Genomic DNA, 24321 nt, shown 5'->3' with positions numbered 1-24321 from the left:
CAAATACTGCTCCTTTAATTTTATCCGACAAAAAGTATCCTTTATTTAGGCTGATTGATCAAATTGAAGAAATCATTTCGATTTTCTTTTTCATTAAATACACCACCATATTGAATGGTTGAAGTATAACTCGATTCGTCTTTAATACCTCGACTTGATACACACAAATGGGTCGCTTCCATCACAACAATCACATTATCGGTGTCTAAAACGGTTTTCAATTCGTTGAAAATTTGCATAATCAAACGCTCTTGCACTTGCGGACGACGTGAATAATAATCCACAATTCGATTCAATTTAGACAACCCAATCACTTTTCCACTGGAAACATAACCAATATGGGCTTTTCCAACAATGGGCAAAAAATGATGTTCACAGGTTGAGTTGAAACTAATATTGGCTTCAACCAACATTTTGTCGTAGTTGTAACTGTTGTCAAAAACTGATATTTTAGGTTTATTTGCAGGATTTAATCCCGAAAATATTTCTTGAATAAACATTTTTGCCACGCGGTGTGGTGTTCCTTGCAAACTATCATCGGTCATGTCCATACCCATTTCTTCCATAATACTATGAAAATGTTTTTCAATGTTCGCCATTTTTTCCGCATCCGATTTATCAAAAGCGTCGGGTCTCAAAGGGGTTTCGGCAGAGGTCATTTGATGATTATCGCCAATCAATTCGTAAATCTCTTTTTCTACTGTGGTGTTCATGGCTGTTTTTTTTTTAATTATTTTGTTTAACAAAAGTAATTATTAATTAAACAAAAATACTATTTTAACGTATATTTATAATTTACTTACGAATAAATAAAAGCTATAGTTCATTTTTTAATCGATGATTTCTTTGTTTCTTTGTAAAAACGTTTACTATGATTCGAGCTAAAGACATTCATAAATATTACGACCAACTTCACGTATTAAAGGGTGTTGATTTACATATTGAAAAAGGCGAAATTGTGGCTATTGTTGGGGCTTCAGGTGCTGGAAAAACAACGTTATTACAGATATTAGGAACGTTAGATCAACCGTCACAATCTGCAGCTTCGTCACTCTATATTAATGGGGAAGATATTTTAAAAATGAACGACAAAAATCTATCTCGATTTAGAAACTTACACCTCGGATTTATTTTTCAATTTCATCAATTATTACCCGAATTTACTGCTTTAGAAAACGTTTGTATTCCGGCTTTCATCGCAGGAAAAGAAAAAGCAGCAACCGAAGTAGAAGCCAAAAAATTATTAGATTATCTAGGATTATCACACCGAATTGACCACAAACCTAACGAACTTTCGGGCGGCGAACAGCAACGTGTAGCGGTAGCACGTGCCTTAATCAACAAGCCGGCTGTACTATTTGCCGATGAACCTTCGGGAAATTTAGATACGGCTTCTGCAGATAACTTGCACAAATTATTCTTTCAACTTCGAGCAGAATTTGGACAAACTTTTGTAATTGTCACGCACAACGAAGAATTGGCCAACATGGCCGATCGCAAATTAATTATGGTTGACGGATTGATTTCTAAATAATTCCATATGCTACTGATTATTTTATCCTGGATGTACATTCTTTTTACCACAATTAATCTTGGTTTTGGTCTAGATAAAATGATTGGTTTGCACAACAAAAACTTCGCCATTACCTCAATTCTAGGACTCTTTTCTGCAACCGTATTGTGCAGTATTTGGGCTATTTTTGGAAGAATTAATATCGAATTTCATCTTGTACTATTACTTCTAAATGGAGTGCTTTTTTTAAAGTTTAAGTCGGAAATTATTGAAATATACCAATCATTCACACAACAATTCAGGCAATTATCGGTGGGTTTACAGTTGTATTTGTATCTGATTACAATTTTAATTATAGCCCAATGTGCCGCAGTTCCTTATGTCATTGACAACGAAAGCTATTACATTCAAACCATCAAATGGATTAACGAATACGGCTTTGTGAAAGGCTTGGCCAATTTACACATTTTCTTCGGACAAACCAGCGGTTGGCACATTGCACAAAGTGTTTTTAGCTTTTCATTCCTCTACAAAAACTTTAATGACTTAAGCGGATTTTGCTTGTTACTCGCTACAATTTTCTCCATTTTCAAACTCAATTCCTATTTTGATAACGAAAACAAATCCTATTTAATGGTTGGTATGTTGCCGCTATCCAGTGTACTTCTATTTCAATTCATCAGTGCACCATCACCCGATTTACCCGTGTATGTTATGTCGTTTATAGTGTTTTTCTATTTTTTAGAACACTTCAAAGAGGCACCATCGGAAAAGTTCAACACCATTGTTACACTATCACTTTTCATCTTATACATCAAGCCAACGGCCATTGCTTTATTGATCGTGCCAGTGGTATTTCTGATTCAAAATTTCAAAACCTTAAAACCAAAACTATTCCCGAGTTTTGTTTTTTGCCTACTAATTTTAGCCTTATTCATCACCAAAAACTTAATAATCTCAGGCTATCCCTTCTATCCTACTCAATTTTTGAGTTTTAGAACGTATGATTTTGCCGTACCCAAAGAACTTGTGTCGTTCTTTTTTGATGAAACGAAATTGTACGGTTTTTTTCTAACCAAAGCCGAATTTCATTCGTTATCCTATTTTCAAATACTGGTAAAATGGCTAACTATCAATAAAATAAATTCGCTTTTCAACATCGTCAGTGTGCTACTCGTTATAGTATGCCCTTTTTTTATTCGCAAATACTATTCTAAAAAAGCCCTTTGGTATTTGTATGCCATCATGGTCTTTCAATTGTTTATCTTATTGATCACGTCGCCACAATTCCGTTTTTTTATTCATTTCATATTATTTTTCAGTTTTTTCATAATGGCGTGTATTATAAAAAACAAACGCTTATTAACTATTTTACTTTTTGGAAGTTCCTCATTGGTGATTGTGTTGTTGTTTTTTCCTGTAAAATTTTCCATGCTTACGCACAACAAACTCATTATGAATAACAGCCGTTTTACAGCCAATGAAATCATATTTCCTTACCAAAATTCGAAATTAAAAACCAATTTTTACAAAATGAAAATTGGAAATTTAGAATACTATTCGCCCGATGAAAATGCCTATTTTTGGACCAATGGCGATGGCAAGTTACCTTGTGTAAACGCACAACAAATTGAGTATTTTAAAACCTATTTTTACTACGTTCCGCAACTGCGAACCCACAACATTAAAGACGGATTTTATTCTAAAAAGCTTACCTCAAATGACTAATTCCGAACTAAGATCGTTCTTAGATGAAAAAGTAGATTTGTACAACAATCCTAATTTCATCGACAGTGATCCCATCCAAATTCCGCATCAATTTTCAAATAAAGAAGATATTGAAATTGCAGCATTTCTCTCGGCCACAATCGCTTGGGGAAACCGCAAAATGATCATCAACAACGCTCAAAAAATGATGGTCTTGATGGGAAACTCGCCTTACGATTTTGTCATGAATCATCAAGAATACCATTTAGAAAAATTAGAAAATTTTGTCCATCGAACCTTCAACAGCCAAGATTTCACCACTTTTATAAAAGGATTACAAAACATTTACGCCAATCACAACGGATTAGAATCGGTATTTTCCAAAAACATCGAAGAAAACTCCATGCAGAAAAGCATCTCCGAATTCAAAAAAATCTTCTTCGAAATTGACCACCAAAACCGAACTCAAAAACACATTTCCGACCCAATAAACAATTCGGCTGCCAAACGCATCAACATGTTTCTCCGTTGGATGGTGCGCAACGACAACAAAGGCGTAGACTTTGGCCTTTGGAAAAGCATTCCTATGGCAGCACTTTCGTGTCCACTTGACGTGCATTCGGGAAATGTAGCGCGTAAATTAAATTTGCTCACACGAAAACAAAACGATGCCAAAGCCTTATTCGAACTCGATTCCAACCTCAGAAATCTCGATTCAAAAGATCCTGTGAAATATGATTTTGCCCTATTCGGTTTAGGCGTTTTTGAAAAGTTTTAAAAATAACCACAAAGGCACAACGTTTTATTTCTATTAAATTTGATTTTTGAAATTGATTTTTGAAATTGATTTTTGAAATTGATTTTTGAAATTGCAATTGATATTGATTTTTTATGCTATTTTTGTCCAAATCATAACACAACAAAATACACATGCTTATCATTGGAATTGCTGGTGGAACTGGCTCAGGAAAAACTACTGTGGTTCACCAAATTATGAACGAACTTCCCGAAACAGAGGTTGGAATTATCTCGCAAGATTCTTACTACAAACAAAATGTAGGAATGAGTTATGAAGAGAGAAGTAACATCAATTTTGATCATCCACGTGCCATTGACTTCGAACTTTTAGTGCAACATCTGAAAGAGTTGAAAGACGGCAAAACCATCAACCAACCGGTATATTCTTTCGTAACACACAACAGAACCGATGATACCATTTCTACCCATCCAAGAAAAGTAATGATTGTAGAAGGGATTTTAATTCTAACCAATCCCGAACTTCGCGAAATGTTTGATGTAAAAGTATTCGTTCACGCCGACTCCGACGAACGCTTGATTCGACGTTTAAAACGTGACATCGCCGAACGTGGTCGTGACATGGAAGAAGTGTTAAACCGCTACCAAAATACCCTTAAACCAATGCACCAACAGTTCATCGAACCTACCAAAGCATTTGCCGACATCATCATTCCAAACGATAAATACAACACCGTAGCCATCGATGTAGTTCGTGCCGTAATCAACCAACGTATCGCTTAATTCAAGTCTATGAAAAAATGGTATCAAAACCTTACAAACAACTATCCATTTCTTAAATTTTTAGGAAATCGATACACCTTGGTTTTGATATTTTTTGTAGTGTGGATGCTTTTCTTAGACAATCAATCCTTGTGGGATCAACGCTCGTTAAACAAGCAAATTGACGAATTGGAAGACAACAAAGCCTATTATCAAGAAGAAATTGCCAAAGACGAACAAAGCATCAAAAACCTGAAAAATCCGGGACAAACCGAACGATATGCTCGCGAAAAGTATTACATGAAAAAAGACAGCGAGGATATTTACATCATTGATATTGAAGAAGATCGGATTAAAGATAGTTTAGCAGCAGCGAAACAGTAGGCTTCAAGAGTTACGCAATTCCTGCTATCCGCACTACACGGTAGTCGCTTCTATCAGGGCTATTAAGCTAACGCTAAACTAGAATAAAGCAATCCAAAAGAAACTTTTCCTGAAGAATAACAACTGTCTCAGAAATCTCATTTTATATATAGCTAATTTGCAAAAAATCAGCCTATTTTTCGTTTAAACTATTTTTTTAGACTAACTTTGAACTACTAAAAAGCATTAGAATTGTGAGTACAAATAACACCCTATTTTCAGATTTTGAAGCCGTGAGTTCCAAACAATGGAAACAACAAATTCAATACGAACTTAAAGGCGCCGACTATAACGAAACCTTGGTTTGGGAAAGTCCCGAAGGCATTAAAGTAAAGCCATTTTACCACAGCGACGAAACTTCCAATAATGCAGCTCTAAACAGCAATGCATCCAAAAACGCGTTTTCTATTTTGCAAAACATTTTTGTTCACGACATAAAAAAATCGAACGAACGTGCTTTAGATTCCCTTAATCGTGGTGCCGAAAGCATCCGATTTACCCTAGAAAAGGATAGCATTTCGATAGACGATTTAATGCAAAATCTTCCGTTGAAAGAGACGACGTATTATTTTCATTTGCCATTCCTCTCAATCGATTGCGCTACTAAAATAAGTGCCTTTGCTGCCAAACATAAAGCCAAATTCATCTTGCTTATTGACCCAATCGGACAATTAACTAAAGAGGGTAATTGGTTTGAAAGCTTAGAAAAAGATATTGAAAAACTAAATACCATAGCCACAGCATCGGCTATAAATTTTCTCAATATTTCTAGTGGAATTTACCAAAATGCTGGCGCTAACATCGTGCAACAATTAGCCTATACGTTAGCGCATGTAAACGAATATTTCAACCGAATTCCAGCTGTAAAACACCCAATTACTATTGAAGTTGCCGTTGGAACCAACTATTTCTTTGAAATGGCCAAACTGCGTGCCCTGCGCATTTTGTTCCACACTTTGGCTAAAGAATACAACCACAACTTCGATTGCAACATCATTGCAACACCTACTCGAAGAAACAAAACCATCTACGATTATAACGTAAACATGTTGCGCACCACCACCGAATGCATGAGTGCTATTTTGGGTGGCGCTAATGCCGTTGCCAATTTGCCGTATGATGCGTTGTACCATAAAGACAACGAATTTGGAGACCGAATTGCCCGAAACCAGTTGTTAGTTTTAAAACACGAAAGTTATTTTGACAAGGTTAACAACCCAGCCGATGGTGCCTACTACATCGAATCCTTAACCGAACAATTGGCCGAAAAAGCACTGTTGTTATTCAAAGATATTGAGGCAAATGGCGGATTAATCACCCAATTAATTGAAGGAACCATTCAAAGAAAAATAAGCGAAAGCGCTAAAAAAGAACAAGAGTTGTTCGATAACGGAAAAGAAATTTTACTCGGAACCAATAAATATCCAAACAAAAACGACCGTATGAAAAACGATTTGGAATTGTATCCGTTCGTGAAACAAAATCCGCGCAAAACCTTGATTACCCCAATTATTGAAAAACGATTGGCTGAAAAATTAGAACAAGAACGATTAGCAAGTGAATAATAGTTAATTATGAAAAAAATTATTTTACTAATACTTTTATCGGTCACAATTCAATTAAATGCTCAAACCCCATCATGGTCTTGGGCGAAAGCTAGTAATGGAATATACCAAAACTACCCTATTACCTCAACACAAGATAACGATGGTAATAATTATACTTTAGGTATTTTCAATGTTGATGTAACTATTGATAATTCAACTATCAGTGGTCCATATAATAGAGGTTATTTTTTATGTAAACAAGATTCACTAGGAAATTTAATTTGGATAAAAAGTTTTTATGCGAATTTTGGTGGAGTTTTAAATGATCTTAATATAGCATTAGACCCTAACAATAATATTTTTATAGGAGGACAAGCCTCAGGATTTTTAGGTTCAAATTCGGGTATACCTAACAACACATTAATAGTTTTTGACTCAGGTTCGTACAATCTTAGTATTACTAATTATAGTTTATTTTTTGCTAAATTTGATTCAAATGGTGATATACAATGGGCAAAAAGCAATAATTCAACAAGTTCCTCTGTAAAATCAATAAGCTTTGATATAAACAACAATATATACATAGCAGGTGAATTTAAAGGACTTAGCCTTATTTTTGATACTACTGCCTTATCAAATAATGGAGCAACACCGGAATTTGTCGATAATTTTATAGCTAAATACGATTCTTCAGGAAATTTTATTTGGGCTAAAAAATTTGGTGGCACTTCTAATGAATTTCTTGATAATATAAATATAGATACTGATGGGAATTTTATTTTAACAGGTGTTGGTGGCTCTAACTTTTCTGTAACACCTTCAATTAACTTCACTAATAATTCTGGAGAATATGAAATATTTAAAGTTAAAATAAATTCAGATGGAGATTTTTTGTCAATTGATAATTTCGGAACCATACTTAACTACAATATAGAGGGTTTTATAAAAACTACAAAGGAATTAAGTACACTTCAATATGGTTATTTTTCATCTCCAACTAAGAGCTTTGATGATGGAACCATATTAAATAAAATTGGGGAACAAGATGTGTATTTAGTAAAGTATAATTCAAATGGCACTGTAGATTGGGCAAAAAATTTTGGCTTTATGAACTCATATTTTACTATGGACGATATTACAACTGATTCATTGAACAATGTGTACATAGCTGCAGACTTTAGTGGGAGTTATATTCAATTAAACAATTCTTTATATACAAACCATGGATATCTTACCAGTATAATTATAAAATTAGATTCTTATGGTAATATAATTTGGATCAAAAATGCTGATGGAACAGGAACAAATAAACTAAATTTTCCTTCAACGATAAATGCAAACTTAAATGGTGTTTTCATTTCAGGAGTATTTAATAATGAAAATATTTCTTACGACAATTTTAATTTATTCAACATACCAAATACTAATACCTCCTACAATTCATTTTTCGCTTACATTGATCAAAATAATTTAAGTAATAATGAATTTCAAAAAAACAACCTATCAATTTACCCAAACCCTGTAAAAGACCATTTCAACCTTAGTGGGATTGAAAATTTAAATGGTTCTAGTTACACAATAACCGATGCTTCTGGAAGAATAATTAATAACGGCACTATTACAGGCAATTCTAATTTTTCATTTGAAGTAAGCAACTTAAAAACAGGAATCTATTTCTTTACAACAAATAGCGGTTTCTGTCAAAAATTCATAAAAGAATAAGTCTCAAACAGTATGAGAAAAAACATCCAAAATATAACGTTAGAACCTTTAGCTAATACCCAAAAGCCGTCATCATCAGCTAATAGCTTTATGACTGCCGAAAACATCGAACTAAAACCAATTTATTCCAAAGATGACATTCAAGGAATGGAGCATTTAGGATTCGGAGCCGGTTTTGCACCCAACCTTCGCGGTCCTTATGCTACGATGTACGTGCGCCGTCCGTGGACTATTCGCCAATATGCCGGATTTTCAACGGCCGAAGAAAGTAATGCTTTTTACAGAAGAAACCTAGCAGCCGGACAAAAAGGGCTATCCGTGGCATTCGATTTAGCGACACACAGAGGCTACGATTCCGATCACGAACGTGTGGTAGGCGACGTTGGTAAAGCTGGTGTTGCCATCGACTCGGTAGAAGACATGAAAGTCTTATTCGACCAAATTCCACTCGGAGAAATGTCGGTTTCCATGACCATGAACGGTGCAGTATTGCCTATTATGGCATTCTACATCGTAGCTGCCGAAGAACAAGGTGTAGCTCCCGAATTACTTTCTGGAACCATCCAAAACGATATTTTGAAGGAGTTTATGGTACGCAACACCTACATCTACCCACCAACGCCTTCAATGAAAATCATTGCCGATATATTTGAATATACCAGCAAATACATGCCTAAATTCAACTCCATTTCAATTTCAGGCTACCACATGCAAGAAGCAGGTGCCACTGCCGATATCGAATTGGCTTATACCTTAGCCGACGGTTTAGAATACATCCGTACGGGTTTGGCAACCGGAATGAAAATCGATGAGTTTGCGCCTCGACTATCGTTCTTTTGGGCCATTGGTATGAACCATTTTATGGAAATTGCCAAAATGCGTGCAGGACGAATGCTGTGGGCCAAATTACTCAAACAATTCAACCCTAAAGATGAAAAATCGTTAGCCTTGCGTACGCATTGTCAAACCTCAGGTTGGAGTTTAACCGAGCAAGATCCGTTTAATAATGTGGCACGCACTTGTGTAGAAGCTGCCGCGGCTGCCTTTGGCGGAACCCAATCGTTACACACCAATGCCTTAGACGAAGCCATTGCGTTACCCACCGACTTCTCGGCGCGTATTGCCAGAAACACTCAAATCTTTTTACAAGAAGAAACCAAAATCTGCAAAACCGTCGACCCGTGGGCAGGTAGCTATTATGTAGAAACCTTAACCAAAGAAATCGCCGACAAAGCTTGGGCGTTGATTGAAGAAGTCGAATCGTTGGGTGGCATGACCAAAGCTATCGAATCGGGAATCCCGAAATTGCGTATCGAAGAAGCTTCAGCGCGTAAACAAGCGCGTATCGACAGCAGTCAAGATATCATTGTGGGCGTAAACAAATACCGTTTGGAAAAAGAAGATCCCTTACACATTTTAGATGTAGATAACCAAATGGTACGCAAGCAACAGATTGAGCAATTACAACACATCAAAGTCACTCGTGACACCGAAAAAGTAAAAGCGAGTTTGGCAAAATTGACCGATGCGGCTAAAAAAGCTAATGATAATTTACTATCTTTAGCCGTAGAAGCAGCCAGAAACAGAGCTACATTAGGAGAAATTAGTGATGCTCTAGAAGCAGTTTTCGGAAGATATAAAGCACAAATCAGATCCTTCAGCGGCGTGTATAGTAAAGAAATTAAAAACGACGAGAGCTTTGAAAAAGCCAAACAATTAGCCGATACCTTCGCTAAAAAAGAAGGCCGTCGACCACGAATCATGATTGCCAAAATGGGACAAGACGGTCACGACCGTGGTGCCAAAGTAGTCGCCACAGGGTATGCCGACGTAGGGTTTGACGTAGACATTGGTCCGTTGTTCCAAACGCCTGCCGAAGCCGCCAAACAAGCGGTAGAAAATGACGTGCATATTTTGGGTGTTTCCTCGCTAGCTGCCGGACACAAAACCTTAGTACCACAAGTAATCGAAGAACTAAAAAAATACGGTCGCGAAGACATCATGGTCATTGTAGGTGGGGTCATCCCAGCACAAGACTACCAATTCCTTTTTGATGCCGGTGCCGTTGCCGTTTTTGGTCCAGGTACTAAAATTAGTGATGCCGCGATTAGTATTTTGGAGGTTTTGATGGAGGAGTAATAGCATTCTTGTCATTCTAATCTAGTCTTGAAACGAGAGAAGAATCTCACATAGTATTATTAAAACACCAATGGAAATGTTGGTGTTTTTTTATTACATTTGCATAAATCAGATTTTTTATGCCTAATAATCTTAATTTTATAGATTTATTTGCTGGAGCTTCCGGAATGTCTGAAGGGTTTATTAATGCAGGATTTAAACCTATTGCTCACATCGAAATGAATCCCGAAGCGTGTCAAACGATTAAAACACGTTCTGCCTATCATTATTTAAAATCTAAAAACAATCTCGATTTATATTATCAATATATTAAAGGAGAAATTACTCAAAAAGTTTTCTTTAACGAAATTCCAAAAAAAATTATTGACTCAGTTTTAAATATTGAGATTAATGATGATTCCATTTCTGGAATTTTCAAAACCATTAGAAAATCTGAAAATCAAGTAGATTTAATTATTGGCGGACCTCCGTGCCAAGCATACTCATTACTGGGAAGACACCAAGAAAACATTGAAAATGACCCAAGAAATAAATTATACATTCAATACGGTCGTTTCTTAACAGAATTTAAACCAAAAGCTTTTGTCTTTGAAAATGTACCAGGTTTATTGAGTGCTAACAAAGGGCAACACTTTAAAAACCTAAAAGCCTATTTTAGACGCATTGGCTATGAAGTTTATCATGATACTTTAAATGCATCTGATTATGGTGTTGTACAAGCACGAAAACGCATAATTATAGTAGGTTGGAAAAAAGACCAAGACTTTGGTTTTCCAGAATTTGAAAAAATAATTAAAAAATATACTGTTAATGATGCTTTTGCTGATTTACCTGTTTTAAAACCAGGAGAAGGATATAAAAAAGTAAATTACACCCAAAGCAAAAACGACTATTTACAACATTTTGAACTGCGAAATGGGGTTGATTTTGTTACCCAACATATTTCAAGACCGCATAATGATAGAGATTTAGCCATTTATAAAACCGCTATTGATAAATGGGATAAAGGAAAAGAACGCTTAAAATATCCCGACTTACCTGAAGAGCTAAAGTCACACAAAAACCAAAGTTCTTTTATAGACCGATATAAAGTAATCGATGGCACGGGTGTAGCGCACACAGTGGTAGCACACATAGCCAAAGACGGTCACCATTACATACACCCCGACAGCAAACAATGTCGCTCCATATCGGTACGAGAAGCCGCAAGATTACAATCATTTCCCGATGATTTCTATTTTGAAGGTTCACGCTCGGCAGCATTTAAACAAATAGGGAATGCAGTGCCTCCACTAATGGCAAATGCTATTGCTAAAAAAATAAAAACATTACTTAATGGATGATATTTCTACAGTAAAAAAATATTCCTTCGAACCTGGAGCAATGTCGATTATACAGATGGGTGAAGAACTCATCGGACATCCTAGTACCGCAATTAATGAACTTGTTAAAAACGGCTATGATGCTGACGCAACAAATTGTAAGGTTTTCATAAATTATTCTATTGTTAATAACGAATCATTTGCAATAATTTATGACAATGGTTCAGGAATGGATTCAAAAATATTATTTGGAGATTGGCTAAAACCTTCTGTTAGTTCCAAAAGAATTAATAATAAAATTAGTCCTATTTATAAAAGACAAGTTCTTGGTAGCAAAGGAATTGGCCGTCTTGCTTCAATGGCGCTTGGATATAATATTACAGTAATAACAAGAACATCACCTAATGAATCATTTTGCTGGCTAACAATTAATAGAGAACTTTTTAAAGAAGATAAACTACTTTCTCAAATAAAATTTCCGGGAGACCAAATTAATGATTTTACAAAATTATTCTTAGATGATGATTTCATTATTGAAAGGAATTCTAAGAAAAATGAAGAATTAGTTGAATTGATATCAAATAATAATCTTATTGAGTTCAAAAAAGGAACTTTAATAATTGTAGAAAACCTAGATGATTCTGTATTGAAAATCCTTACAGAAGATTTTAATAATTTAGAATTTAATAGTACTACCGATGAACCTTTGAAAGAAACAAGTTTTTACAAATCTTTATCTACTTTAATTACTCCTTTAAAACTAAATTCAGAGATAGAAAAAGAACTGATTAGAAAAAATATTGTTAATAAATCAGAATTAAAAGAGATTGATGTTTTGAATTTCGATTTAGAATTTGGAACAAATCTATTCCCTGAACAATTAAAGCAAGAAGTAGAATGGCAAAAAGTAGTTTCATTTCCTATACAATCTATTTATGATTATAGAGTATATGGAAAAGTAACTAAAGAAGGAAATGTAATAGGAAATTTTTCAAATAAGAGATTAGGTGATCAATCTTATGAGGAAAAGTTTGAAATTTCACATAAGGAGATAATTGAAGAAAAAAAAATAAACAAAAAAAATGAAACTCTTCAATTGTTTGATGATGAATATAAACCTGAAACTGGAGAATACTACTTCGACATAAGAGTTTATGATATCGGTGAGAATGACAACTTAGAAAAATTAGCTATTCTATCAAAAGTAAAGAACGGAAAAGCTTTCAAAAGTGCATTCAAAAACTTTCAAGGTCTTCGAATTTCAAAAAACGGATTTGGGGTTAAACCATATGGTGAAGAAGTCGAAGATTGGATTGGACTTTCTAAAGAGAGGGTTCAAAATCCAACTGAAAATGTAAATACTAACCAAATTCTTGGATATGTGTATTTCAATTCACCAGAAAATGACAATTTAGAGGAGAAAACAAATAGAGAAGGATTTTTAGAGAATGCAGCCTTTATTCAAGTTAAGAACACTTTAAAAATAATTTTTAAAAACCTAGGTAGAAAAAGAGCTAATTTTAGAGTAATTCATGGTATTGGCAGAGTACCTCAAAGTAAACATGACAGACCTAAAACTGAGGAATTTTTAGAAACAATAAATTCTAATGACAATGTAAATTTCATCAGAAGTTATTCCGAAAAATTCATGAAAGAAATTAATACCTCAATGGACAATTTAGAAGAATCATTATCTTTTTCTGAAAGGTTGGCATCATTAGGCAGTGGTCTAGAATTAGTATATCATGAAATGGCTCAACCAATTTCCGGATTAAGAACTACAAAGTCTTCTCTTGAATTCAAAAAAAATAAAATCAACTCGGAAGCTTTAGATAATTTTTTATTTGATATTAATTCGCTAAATCACGCAACGGATATACTCGTAGAACTTAGAAAATCTTTGCAACCAGCAATTGGTAGAACTAGAAAGAAAAACTTTATTCCTCGTGAAACATTTGTAAAAGTTTGTAATTTATATAAATCGGATATTGAAGAATTTAAAATAGAAATAAGTATTGACGAAAGAATTTCAAATTTAGAAATTTTCGATTTAGAATATGCTTTTTGGATTACATTTTTAAATGTAATTAATAATGCTATTTATTGGCTAAAAAAATCTCCAAATGAAAAGAAAATTTCTTTTTTCATGGAAGATGATAGTTTTATTATTTCAAACACTGGCCCTTTTATAAATGAAAATATAATTGAACATATATTTAATTATGGGGTTACAACAAGACAAGAAAAAAACGCGACAGGACTTGGTTTGGCATTCGCTCAAAGTATTCTTTCAAGAAATAATTGGGAAATACATGCAGAAAACAGAAAAACAGGACCAGCATTTATCATTAATAAATCAAAAGATGAATAAGGGGGTAATTATACATTTAGATAACGAAAAAGATAAAGTTTTAAAAGTTTCAAAAAATTATTTTGACCAAAGTGATTTAGGACTTGAATACATTATTTGTGAAAATAAAGAAAGTTTTGAAGAAGAGATTAGAAAAAATAAACCTTACATAAAAGCATTAATTTTTGACCTTTTAAGTAGTGATCCAACAACTGGAGAACTTCATCAAAAAGACGCTGCCTTTATTGAGAACATTCATAATAGTTTTTCTTCTTTTAATATCCCAATATTTGTTTATAGTGGATATCTTCAAGCTCTTGAAGGAGAATATGAAAATAGTGGAACGGTTTATAAAATAGATAAAGATTTAGGGATTGCAGCTGTTCATAATAAAATTGAAAAACTTTATAAATCAGGTTTTATTGATGTTTTTAGTCCAAACGGAAAATTAAACAACTTAATATATACAGATTTACATCTTTCATTTACAAAACAATTTAGCAATAGCTCCCAAATTGAAGCAATAATTGATTCTATAGATATAGATGCAGGAGATAGACAAGAACGAGTTCAAAAAGTGTTTCAAAGAATTGCTATTAGGTCATTAATGTCTGGGTTATTAGCTCCAGAAATAGATTCTAATACTGGTCAGCCAAAAATTGATTTTTTAAATCCTGTTGAACACTATGTACAAAGAATCAGTCCTTATGAGTTTTGGACAGGTGATATATTTATGAAAAATGATAGTAGTAAATATTATATAATTATAACTCCAAGGTGTGATTTTGCTAGTAAAAATTTAGATGATTTCCTTGTTTGTGATTTAGTTATTGGCGATTTTCCTAATAAATTAAATTCAGAGGGAAAAGATAAAATAGGAAAAGCGCTTAATGATAATCCTCTTTATTCAGGATATAATAGATATATTCCTCCATGCCCACTTTTTGAGGGAGGCAAAATAGAATTATCAAAATATAAAATGGTCAATAAAGAAGAGTTGTCAAAAGATTTTAAAAGAATCATATCTCTAAGTGACGAGCTTACAAACGAAATTTTAGGAAAATTTGGAGCATATTTCTTTAGAAGTGGAATAAACCCATGGGACAAAGATGAAACTATTGCACATATAGCATCTAAATAGTTTAAATCATATTTCAAACCAAACCCACCACCCGAAGCCAAACACTTCGGGTATTTTTTTTACAAATACCACATCCCAACAACAAACACCCTATATACTTTTACTTTTTATCACGTGTATTACAACTAATAGAATAAGTAAAACAACTAATACAATAAGTAAAATTACTAGTAACAACTTTACTTTTAGAGTATTTATATGCAAAACAACTACTTACATATGTAAAACTATTTAATTGACCTGAAAAACAACTAGTAACAACTGCAAAACTAGTAGTTGAATAAGTAAAATTAGTAGTTACAACTGCAATATAATTTTTTACAACATCATGATACTTTATATCAATTATATTTAGTATTTTTACAGTAGTAACCACCATAAAAACAACTACCAAATGCTATACTTAAACCTAAAACCCGTACTAGAGGCACGCCAAATAGATAAACCCTACACCTTTTTGGTAAAAATTGGCATTGCGCCACATACCGCCCATAAAATTCTAGCAAACGACACGCACGTCATGCGTTTAGACAACCTCAACCTCATTTGTAAAGCACTCTACTGCCAACCCAACGACCTCTTACTTTTCAAACAAGACGCCAACAGTCCAGTAGACACTACTCATCCTCTAACCAAGCTCATTCCATCGGTAGAAGTCAGCAATTGGCAACACCAACTAAAAACATTACCGCTAGACAAAATAAAACAAATCAGCAAACTGCTTGAACAAACCGAAAATCAAGAATAATATTGATAAAACATTGAACATTAAATGTAGTAAAGCGTTTGTTGTAATGCTATTACACCAAATAATAGTGTTCATCATACTGAAACAATTCTAAATTTAGAATGTTAAAGTGTAATTTAAATTTGTTCATCTAAAAAAATCTTACCAAGTTTGTCTTGTTAAGTAAAGAAATAAAATGAAATTTATCACATGTACTATTTGTTGTATGATGCCGGAGACTTCCGCAGGGTACACTATGGTATAATTTTAAATTTTTAAAATACCATCAATAAAGCCTCTGCAATTGCAGGGGCTTTTTTTTTGTGGAAAACTATTACGAAAAAAATTCGAGTTACTAATTTATGTTAAAGGCAAATAATACTTAAAAAGAAAAAAAATGAAATTAGATTTTATCGCACTAGCCGTTCCGTTTTTTGTATCGTTCATGATCTTAGAATACTACATCAGCATCAAAAAAAACAAGAAAACGCACCAATTCAATGAAAGTATAGCCAATATAAATGTTGGAATATTTGAACGAATTTGCGACTTACTAACTACAGGCTCTTTCTTTTTTATTTTTACTTGGATTAATAAAAACTATGCCCTTTTTACCATCGAAAGCAATTGGGTAACCTGGATAGCCTTATTCTTAGCCACTGATTTAGTTTGGTATTGGTACCATCGTTTAGGCCATGAAGTTAACATTCTTTGGGCAGCTCATATTGTGCACCACCAAAGCGAAGATTTTAACTATACCGCTGCTGCACGTATAACGGTTATACAAGCCATAGCTAGAGGTGTCTTTTGGAGTATTTTGCCCCTAGTTGGATTTCCTCCTCACATGATTGTTATATTACTATTGATTCACGGAACATATCCGTTTTTTACACATACCCAACTTATTGGGAAGCTTGGATGGTTAGAATATATTATTGTTACTCCAACGCACCATGGAGTTCATCACAGCAGCAATACCGAATATTTAGACAAAAACTATGGTGATATGCTTATTATTTGGGATAAAATATTTGGGACTTATGCTGCAGAAACTGTAAAACCTTCCTATGGTTTGACCAAATCACTTGAAAGTCATAGCTTTCTTTGGCAACATTTTCATTATTTCTTAGAATTGTTTATTGCAGTCAAAATGTCCAAAACTATCAAACAAAAAATTGTAGTATTGTTGGGTAGTCCAAACGACCATGATCCAAGAATAAGACCATATTTGGAACGAAAATTATCTCAGAAAGTGACCAATATAACTCTTTCTGAAAAGTTAAAGAAGGCCATTTTAATAAAAACAATCACAACAACAATAGTATTGTTTTTAACAATATTGTTTTCCCATTTTTTACCTCCAATTAGCTTGTATTTGATTACAACTTTCATCATTCTTAGCGTCATTATTACAGGAGCTATGTTAGAACAAAAAAAATGGATTTTTCACTTGGAGTTCATAAGACTTGTAGTTATCTTCCTTGTAATGAATACAATTAGTAATGCCCCATTTTTGATAGATTTTGCTCTAGCTTTAACGGTTTGTATTGTAGCTTTTTACAACTCACTCAACAATAAATACCAACAATTTGTATTTTCAAGTTAAAATTTGAATTTCAAAACAATTATTCCTCAACTTTGTACTACTAAAAAATTAGTATGTTTTCATTTTTCAAAAGAAATAAGAACCAATTGTACACTGATCTACCTCCAGGAAAACGAATTGAAAAAATTGTTAGAGATCACATTGCGCCACCACTTATTGAATTGGGTTTTAATTTGTCCAAAACAGATTTGGAACTAAAAAGAAAAGTAGGTGATTTTGAGCAATCCATTCAATTTCAGAAAAGCAGAAACAACAACACCAATCAAATGGTTCGTTTCAGTTTTAGTTTTTCGGTTTGTTGCAAAAACTATGAAATATGGTATAAGGAAACATTCGGAGAAAAACTGAGTAACACTTATTCTAGTAATTCGATTACTTTTAGTTCAAACTTTAACTACATTCCCAATTGGACGAATACCAAAATGGAAGATTATTGGTATGATTTAGCTGTTGACGATAATTTGAAAATCAGTTCTGACATTATAGAAAAAATTATAAAAGTAGCCCTACCCTATATCGAAAATTTTTCGAATTGGAATAGTGTTTTCGAGGCATTAATGACTAAAGATCAACTAAAAAAAACAGCGCTATTACTCGATTTCTGTGAAATGAGAAACGATACAATTAAAGCCCAAGAAGTATTGCGTTGGTTTGAAAATCATCGGATAAAACCAAACTTGGATTCTGAAATTTTATCTGAAATTCAAAAAAGAATAGAACGTTTGTAACGATTATTCCTTAAACAAATCCTTAACCGAAACGTTGTCTCTTTCGGTAGCAACGGCTTCAAAGTAACTTTTTCGAGTCGCTCCCATTTCTTTAGCAACCCAAACTGAAGGAATCGTTTCTATCTGATTGTTGTAAGCCAAAACCGAAGCATTAAATGTTTTTCTTGCTAAAGCAATATCCTCTTCAACATCCAAAATGGTGCGTTGCAAATGCATCAAACTTTTATTAGATTTAAGTTCGGGATAACTCTCTACCGTCACCAAAACTTTAGAAAGCAACGAACTCAATTCATTCTCTTTCTGAATGCGTTCTTCCGATTGCAAATTAGAAGTACTCGTTTGATTTCTTAAACTCACTATTTTTTCTAAAGTGTTGCCCTCAAACTGCATCGATTGTTGCACCGATGCCACAACATTGGGAAGAATATCATAGCGCTTTTTCAAAACGGCATCCAAACCAGAATACGCATTTTCAACCGCATTTCTTTTTATCACAATGGAGTTGTAACTCACAAAAAAAACAAACGCAACAATGCCTAATAGCAAAACAATAAAAAACATAATAATCTTTTTTTAATCAAGCAAAGGTATGAAAATTGATGAATTAAAAAAGAAATCTATTATTGGAAACACATTTTAAAATATCCAATAAAAAATCGACAACATACCGAATTCAACAATTAAAAATGCTTTTTCTTACAATAATCGCACAATATTAAAATAATTCTTGCGTTATTAAAACAAAAACACTTCGCTTATGTAACATCGATACTTAACAATTAAAAACTATAAATTATGTCAAACGTTAGTATCTTTGAAAAAAAGTGGTTAGACCTTGTATTTGAAGGCAAAAACCAAAAGTATGGCGCCTACCAATTGCGTCGTGAAAGCGCTAAAACAACCCTATTTGCCTTACTTTTTGGAAGTACATTTTTGTTGGGCGGAATATTTCTGTTGAGTTCTTTTAATGTAAAACCAATTGCTGATATAAAAGATCCATTTGATGGTGACATTATTCGGGTTAATACTGTAAATCCGCCCATTAATAAAACGGATGAACCAAAAATCGAAAGACCGAAAACCGAAAATCATGCGGCACCTGAAGTCAAACCAAATGCGCCACTAGAAGTAGCTCCAACACCACAGGCACAAGCAGAAGTGCCAACCAATGCTGAACAACCAAGAACTCCAGTTACCCTAGGCGCACCGGGTATAGGCACACCAGGTACAACGCCAATTAATACCGGTGGCGGTGGAACTTCAACGGAAAACCGACCTTCAAACAACCCAGTAAATTCAAAAGAACTAGACAGACAACCTATGTTTCCTGGCGGTATTAAAAATTTCTATCAATATGTGGGAGACAATTTTGAAAGACAGCAAATTGAAGAAGGTGAAACGGTTAAAGTAATGGTGTCTTTTGTAATCGAAAGAAATGGTACGATGACTGATATCGATGTTGTAGAAAAAACAAATCCTACTGTTGATAAAGAAGCAATACGCGTATTAAAATCATTAAAAATCAAATGGGCTCCAGGATTTAAAGATGGTGAAGCCGTTCGAACTCGCTATACACTTCCTATCACCGTTCAAGGCGAATAATCTATTTATAATTAAAATCGTAGACTTTGGAAACCTGTTACTATTTGTAGCAGGTTTTTTCATTTAAAACAAATGATAAATATTTCTTAATGCTCTAAAAAACTAAAATCTAAAGTCGGAAATCTAAAATCAACATTCGTATCTTTGCGGTTCTAAAATTATGTATGAGCATGGAATCGATTAATGAAAATACTCTTCCCATTGGAAAGCCAAAATGGCTCAAAGTAAAATTACCCATTGGTCAAAAGTACACTGAACTTCGCGGTTTGGTAGACAAATACAAATTAAACACCATTTGTACTTCGGGCAGTTGTCCTAATATGGGTGAATGCTGGGGAGAAGGAACTGCTACATTTATGATTTTAGGAAATACGTGTACGCGTTCTTGCGGTTTTTGTGGTGTAAAAACGGGTCGTCCAGAAAATGTAGATTGGGATGAACCTGAAAAAGTAGCGCGTTCTATAAAAATCATGAACATCAAACATGCCGTAATTACCAGTGTGGATCGAGATGATTTAAAAGATATGGGATCGATCATTTGGTTGGAAACCGTAGAAGCCATTCGACGTATGAATCCAGAAACCACTTTAGAAACTCTAATTCCCGATTTTCAGGGAGTGGAACGCATTATAGACCGTATTGTGGAAGCCAATCCAGAAGTGGTTTCTCACAATATGGAAACCGTTCGCCGATTGACTCGTGAAGTACGTATACAGGCCAAATACGATCGAAGTTTAGCCGTTTTAAAATACTTAAAAGAAAAAGGCATCCGCCGAACTAAATCGGGAATCATGCTCGGACTTGGAGAAACCGAAGAAGAAGTGATCCAAACCATGCAAGATTTACGTGATAACAATGTTGATATTGTAACCATTGGCCAATATTTACAACCTAGTAAAAAACACTTGCCTGTTAAAGAATACATTACACCGGAACAATTTGAAAAATACGAAAAAATTGGTAAAGAAATGGGATTCCGACATGTAGAAAGTGGCGCTTTGGTACGTTCATCCTATCATGCACAAAAACATATTTTATAACCCGAAGATTATTTTAAATTAATTGAAAACAAAAATTGCCATTAACGGTTTTGGTCGCATTGGACGCAATCTTTTTAGATTACTCCTCAAACATCCTTCTATTGAAGTTGTTGCAATAAACGATATTGCCGACAATCGAACCATGGCACATCTCATAAAATACGATAGCATTCATGGCGTGTTACCCTATGCCGTTACTTTTGATGAAAAATCCATTAGTATTGAAGGTAAATCGTATGCTTTTTTTCATGAAAAAGAAATCTCAAATTTAGATTGGTCTGAAATTGATATTGTAGTAGAATCTACTGGAAAATACAAGTCTTTTGAAGACATCAACAAACATATTATAGCTGGTGCTAAAAAAGTAATTCTGTCGGCACCATCGGAAGTTCCAGAAATACAAACGGTTGTTTTAGGAGTTAACGAACACATTCTTGACGGTACTGAAAATATAGTTTCTAACGCGAGTTGTACCACCAACAATGCCGCGCCAATGATGAAAGTAATTAACGATTTGTGTGGTATCGAACAGGCTTACATCACCACGGTTCACTCCTATACTACCGACCAAAGTTTACACGATCAACCGCACAAAGATTTGCGAAGAGCTCGTGGTGCCAGTCAATCTATTGTGCCAACAACCACTGGAGCTGCTAAAGCATTGACCAAAATTTTTCCAGAAATGGAAGGAAAAATTGGTGGATGTGGCATTCGTGTTCCAGTTCCTGATGGTTCATTAACAGACATTACCTTTAATGTGAGTAGAGAAGTTTCTATTGATGAAATTAATGCCGCTTTCAAAAAAGCCTCTCAAACCTACTTAAAAGGAATTTTAGATTATACCGAAGATCCAATTGTTTCTGTAGACATTATTGGCAATACAAACTCCTGTCTTTTTGATGCCCAACTAACTTCTGTTATTGACAAAATGGTTAAGGTTGTAGGTTGGTACGACAATGAAATAGGTTATTCATCGAGAATAATTGACTTAATACTTCATTTTCAAAAATAATTTTGTTATTTTAGACCTACATTTTTTCATTCAACAATGAATATGAGGTACTATTTTGTTTTATTTTTTTTAGTTCCAATACTACTTTTTTCTCAAAAATCAACAACTGAGAAAATTGATAGCACTAATTATTACATAGAATTAGTGAAATTTAATAAAGGACTTAATAATTATAAAAACTGTCTTCACTATTCTCAAATGGCATTGGATTATGCCCACAAAACAAACAATCAAAAATCAATTGCCGATAGTTATTCCAACTTAGGAACTGTGTATCTTGAATTAAAAAAATTCAATGATGCTATTGATGTTTTAATACATAGTATTGCAATTTATACCACTTTACCTTCTTCTTCAGAACAAGCTTTTGCCCATTATAGCTTGGGAATTTGCTATATGGAAAAAAATAATTTCACAATGGCTGAACAAAACTTCAATAAGGCCGGAATTATTTATGACCGCTTAAAATCGCCAAAAGCAATTGAAATGATTAACCTACAAAAAGGTATTGTTTATATTGAGAAAGGTCGTTTGGATTTAGGAATGGCAATTTTAGAAAAAATTATTGCAAAACAAGACAGCTCAGACATTTATAAAACAAAAGCAGAAGCACTGTATCAAGTTGGAAAAATCGAAATTAAAAAAAAACGGTACAACTTAGCCACCAATTATTTGTTAAGAGCGTTAAATGAAAACACAAATAATCTAGAACAGCGCTCCAAAATTACACTTGCTTTAAGTGATTCATTTGAAAAATCCATGAATATGGAGAAAGCACATGATTATTTAAAAGAATATGTAAAACTAAAAGACAGTTTGACTAAAATTACCAATCAAAGAATTGGAATAGAAGACTTTACCTCTTTTAAAAATTCGGAACGATTAAAAACTATCGAACAAATTGATAAAGAAAATAAAACCCAGCAAAAAGCCAATAATTTTGCCAAACTTATCAGCATACTTGCCATAGCTTTGATTTCTATTTTATCGCTTTTGAGTTTGTCATTATACAAAAATAACATCCTCCGAACCCAATCCAATACCTTATTAAAAGAGAAAAATAACGAATTGCAAGTGGCTAAAGAAAATGCTGAAAAAGCCACAAAAGCCAGATCAGAATTCCTTTCAACCGTGAGCCACGAATTGCGAACGCCGCTCAATGCCATTAACGGAATAACCCATTTACTTTTAGAAGAAAATCCAAAACAAAGTCAGCTGAACTACCTAAATTCATTGAAATTTTCTGGAAACTACCTACTCACTTTTATCAATGATATTCTTGAAATTAACCGCATTGAATCTGAAAACATCCCAGTTGAAAGCATCAACTGCAACATAAGAGAACATCTTGCCAATATTCAAACATCATTTAAAGAAATTGCTCAAGAAAACAAGAATACTTTCATTATTGAAGTAGACAATACCATTCCAGAAAATATCATTTGTGATCCTACTAAATTGTCTCAAATATTCATCAATTTGGTCAACAATTCTTTGAAGTTCACCAAAAAAGGACATGTAAAATTAATTGCCAAATTAGAGTCTATTGAAGACCATAAAATTGAGATATTATTTGAAGTTTCCGACAACGGAATTGGTATTCCCGACGATAAACAAGCCGAAATTTTTGACAGTTTCTCTCAAGGTTCTATTGAAATAAATCGAAAATACGGCGGCACTGGACTGGGATTAGCTATTGTAAAAAAACTTACCGAACTTCTTGGAGGCACCATTCAATTGAACAGTAAAGTTGGTCTCGGAACTACTTTTTATTTTACGCTACCTTTTGAAGTGGGTTCTTCTGAAATAGTGAAACAAAAAAATGAAAACTTTGAAAATATTGATATTCAAAATAAAAAAATACTGTTGGTTGAAGACAATAAAATCAATCAAATGATTACCAAGAAGATGCTTGAAAACAGAGGGATTTCATGTAAAATACTTGATAATGGGGAAGATTGTGTTACCGTTATGAAACAAAACAAAGAACGTTTTGATTTGATATTGATGGATGTTCACCTTCCGGGAATAAACGGAACGATAGCGACTCAACAAATTCGCGATTTCAATACTCAAATTCCAATTATTGCATTAACGGCAATTTCGTTAAACGAAAATCGGGAAATGTTGCTTTCGTATGGCATGACCGACGTATTAACCAAACCCTTTGAACCCGAGAATTTCTATAAAATAATTGCACAAAACTTGTTATAAAAAAAGACGC

The 24321-nt window shown here is 33.8% G+C and carries 20 protein-coding genes; 18 read left to right on the top strand and 2 right to left on the bottom strand.

Going from position 1 to position 24321, the window contains the following annotated elements; translation table 11 throughout:
• Positions 1-41: 41 nt before the first annotated feature.
• The gene (gene folE, locus ACODSI_RS03575) at positions 42-713 is read right to left on the bottom strand and encodes a GTP cyclohydrolase I FolE (RefSeq protein ID WP_488915476.1); all 672 of its coding nucleotides are present in this window, start codon (positions 711-713) and stop codon (positions 42-44) included.
• Positions 714-871: 158 nt separating this feature from the next.
• Between folE and ACODSI_RS03570 the strand changes: the two genes are divergently transcribed.
• The 14 genes from ACODSI_RS03570 (at position 872) to ACODSI_RS03505 (ending at position 18443) form a co-directional block, all read left to right on the top strand.
• On the top strand, positions 872-1534 hold the full coding sequence (locus ACODSI_RS03570) for an ABC transporter ATP-binding protein (RefSeq protein ID WP_488915475.1): 663 nt from the start codon (positions 872-874) through the stop codon (positions 1532-1534).
• Positions 1535-1540: 6 nt separating this feature from the next.
• On the top strand, positions 1541-3241 hold the full coding sequence (locus tag ACODSI_RS03565; RefSeq protein WP_488915474.1) for an LIC_10190 family membrane protein: 1701 nt from the start codon (positions 1541-1543) through the stop codon (positions 3239-3241).
• A complete protein-coding gene (locus tag ACODSI_RS03560) occupies positions 3234-3998 on the top strand; it encodes a TIGR02757 family protein (protein ID WP_488915473.1) in 765 nt (254 codons plus the stop codon). Before ACODSI_RS03565 ends, ACODSI_RS03560 begins: the two co-directional genes overlap by 8 nt.
• 152 nt (positions 3999-4150) lie before the next feature.
• Complete coding sequence (gene udk, locus ACODSI_RS03555) at positions 4151-4759, top strand: uridine kinase (protein ID WP_488915472.1); 609 nt, start codon at positions 4151-4153, stop codon at positions 4757-4759.
• 9 nt (positions 4760-4768) lie between these two features.
• The gene (locus tag ACODSI_RS03550) at positions 4769-5122 is read left to right on the top strand and encodes an FtsB family cell division protein (protein ID WP_488915471.1); all 354 of its coding nucleotides are present in this window, start codon (positions 4769-4771) and stop codon (positions 5120-5122) included.
• Between the two features lie 233 nt (positions 5123-5355).
• Entirely contained in the window at positions 5356-6726 is a 1371-nt protein-coding gene (locus tag ACODSI_RS03545; protein WP_488915470.1) for a methylmalonyl-CoA mutase subunit beta, read from the top strand.
• A gap of 9 nt (positions 6727-6735) precedes the next feature.
• A complete protein-coding gene (locus ACODSI_RS03540) occupies positions 6736-8430 on the top strand; it encodes a T9SS type A sorting domain-containing protein (protein WP_488915469.1) in 1695 nt (564 codons plus the stop codon).
• Positions 8431-8442: 12 nt separating this feature from the next.
• Positions 8443-10569: a methylmalonyl-CoA mutase gene (gene scpA, locus ACODSI_RS03535; RefSeq protein ID WP_488915468.1), complete on the top strand. Its 2127-nt coding sequence runs from the start codon at positions 8443-8445 to the stop codon at positions 10567-10569.
• Between the two features lie 119 nt (positions 10570-10688).
• On the top strand, positions 10689-11912 hold the full coding sequence (locus ACODSI_RS03530; RefSeq protein WP_488915467.1) for a DNA cytosine methyltransferase: 1224 nt from the start codon (positions 10689-10691) through the stop codon (positions 11910-11912).
• A complete protein-coding gene (locus tag ACODSI_RS03525; protein ID WP_488915466.1) occupies positions 11905-14262 on the top strand; it encodes an ATP-binding protein in 2358 nt (785 codons plus the stop codon). The genes ACODSI_RS03530 and ACODSI_RS03525 overlap by 8 nt, the downstream gene beginning before the upstream one ends.
• Entirely contained in the window at positions 14204-15382 is a 1179-nt protein-coding gene (locus tag ACODSI_RS03520) for a hypothetical protein (RefSeq protein ID WP_488915465.1), read from the top strand. Before ACODSI_RS03525 ends, ACODSI_RS03520 begins: the two co-directional genes overlap by 59 nt.
• Before the next feature lie 394 nt (positions 15383-15776).
• Positions 15777-16130 carry a helix-turn-helix domain-containing protein gene (locus ACODSI_RS03515; protein WP_488915464.1) on the top strand — a complete coding sequence of 118 codons (354 nt, stop codon included), beginning with the start codon at positions 15777-15779 and terminating at the stop codon, positions 16128-16130.
• 376 nt (positions 16131-16506) lie between these two features.
• The gene (locus tag ACODSI_RS03510; RefSeq protein WP_488915463.1) at positions 16507-17715 is read left to right on the top strand and encodes a sterol desaturase family protein; all 1209 of its coding nucleotides are present in this window, start codon (positions 16507-16509) and stop codon (positions 17713-17715) included.
• A 53-nt stretch (positions 17716-17768) separates the two neighbouring features.
• Positions 17769-18443, top strand: coding sequence for a DUF4304 domain-containing protein (locus ACODSI_RS03505; RefSeq protein ID WP_488915462.1), 675 nt, complete (start codon positions 17769-17771; stop codon positions 18441-18443).
• A gap of 3 nt (positions 18444-18446) precedes the next feature.
• Here ACODSI_RS03505 and ACODSI_RS03500 read toward each other — a convergent pair whose 3' ends face one another.
• Positions 18447-19004: a LemA family protein gene (locus ACODSI_RS03500; protein WP_488915461.1), complete on the bottom strand. Its 558-nt coding sequence runs from the start codon at positions 19002-19004 to the stop codon at positions 18447-18449.
• 234 nt (positions 19005-19238) lie between these two features.
• On the opposite strand from ACODSI_RS03500, the gene ACODSI_RS03495 reads away from it, so the two are divergent.
• From ACODSI_RS03495 to ACODSI_RS03480, 4 genes are all read left to right on the top strand, one after another.
• Positions 19239-20045: an energy transducer TonB gene (locus tag ACODSI_RS03495; RefSeq protein ID WP_488915460.1), complete on the top strand. Its 807-nt coding sequence runs from the start codon at positions 19239-19241 to the stop codon at positions 20043-20045.
• Positions 20046-20215: 170 nt separating this feature from the next.
• Positions 20216-21085 (top strand): lipoyl synthase, encoded by an 870-nt coding sequence (lipA, locus tag ACODSI_RS03490; protein ID WP_488915459.1) that lies wholly within the window; start codon positions 20216-20218, stop codon positions 21083-21085.
• A gap of 22 nt (positions 21086-21107) precedes the next feature.
• On the top strand, positions 21108-22097 hold the full coding sequence (gap, locus tag ACODSI_RS03485; protein WP_488915458.1) for a type I glyceraldehyde-3-phosphate dehydrogenase: 990 nt from the start codon (positions 21108-21110) through the stop codon (positions 22095-22097).
• A 42-nt stretch (positions 22098-22139) separates the two neighbouring features.
• Entirely contained in the window at positions 22140-24311 is a 2172-nt protein-coding gene (locus ACODSI_RS03480; protein ID WP_488915457.1) for a tetratricopeptide repeat-containing hybrid sensor histidine kinase/response regulator, read from the top strand.
• Positions 24312-24321: the final 10 nt, after the last annotated feature.

It is taken from the genome of Flavobacterium sp. FG139, assembly GCF_057809695.1.
Note: the sequence above shows the minus strand (reverse complement) of the source record. Positions and strands in the feature narration are given on the sequence as shown.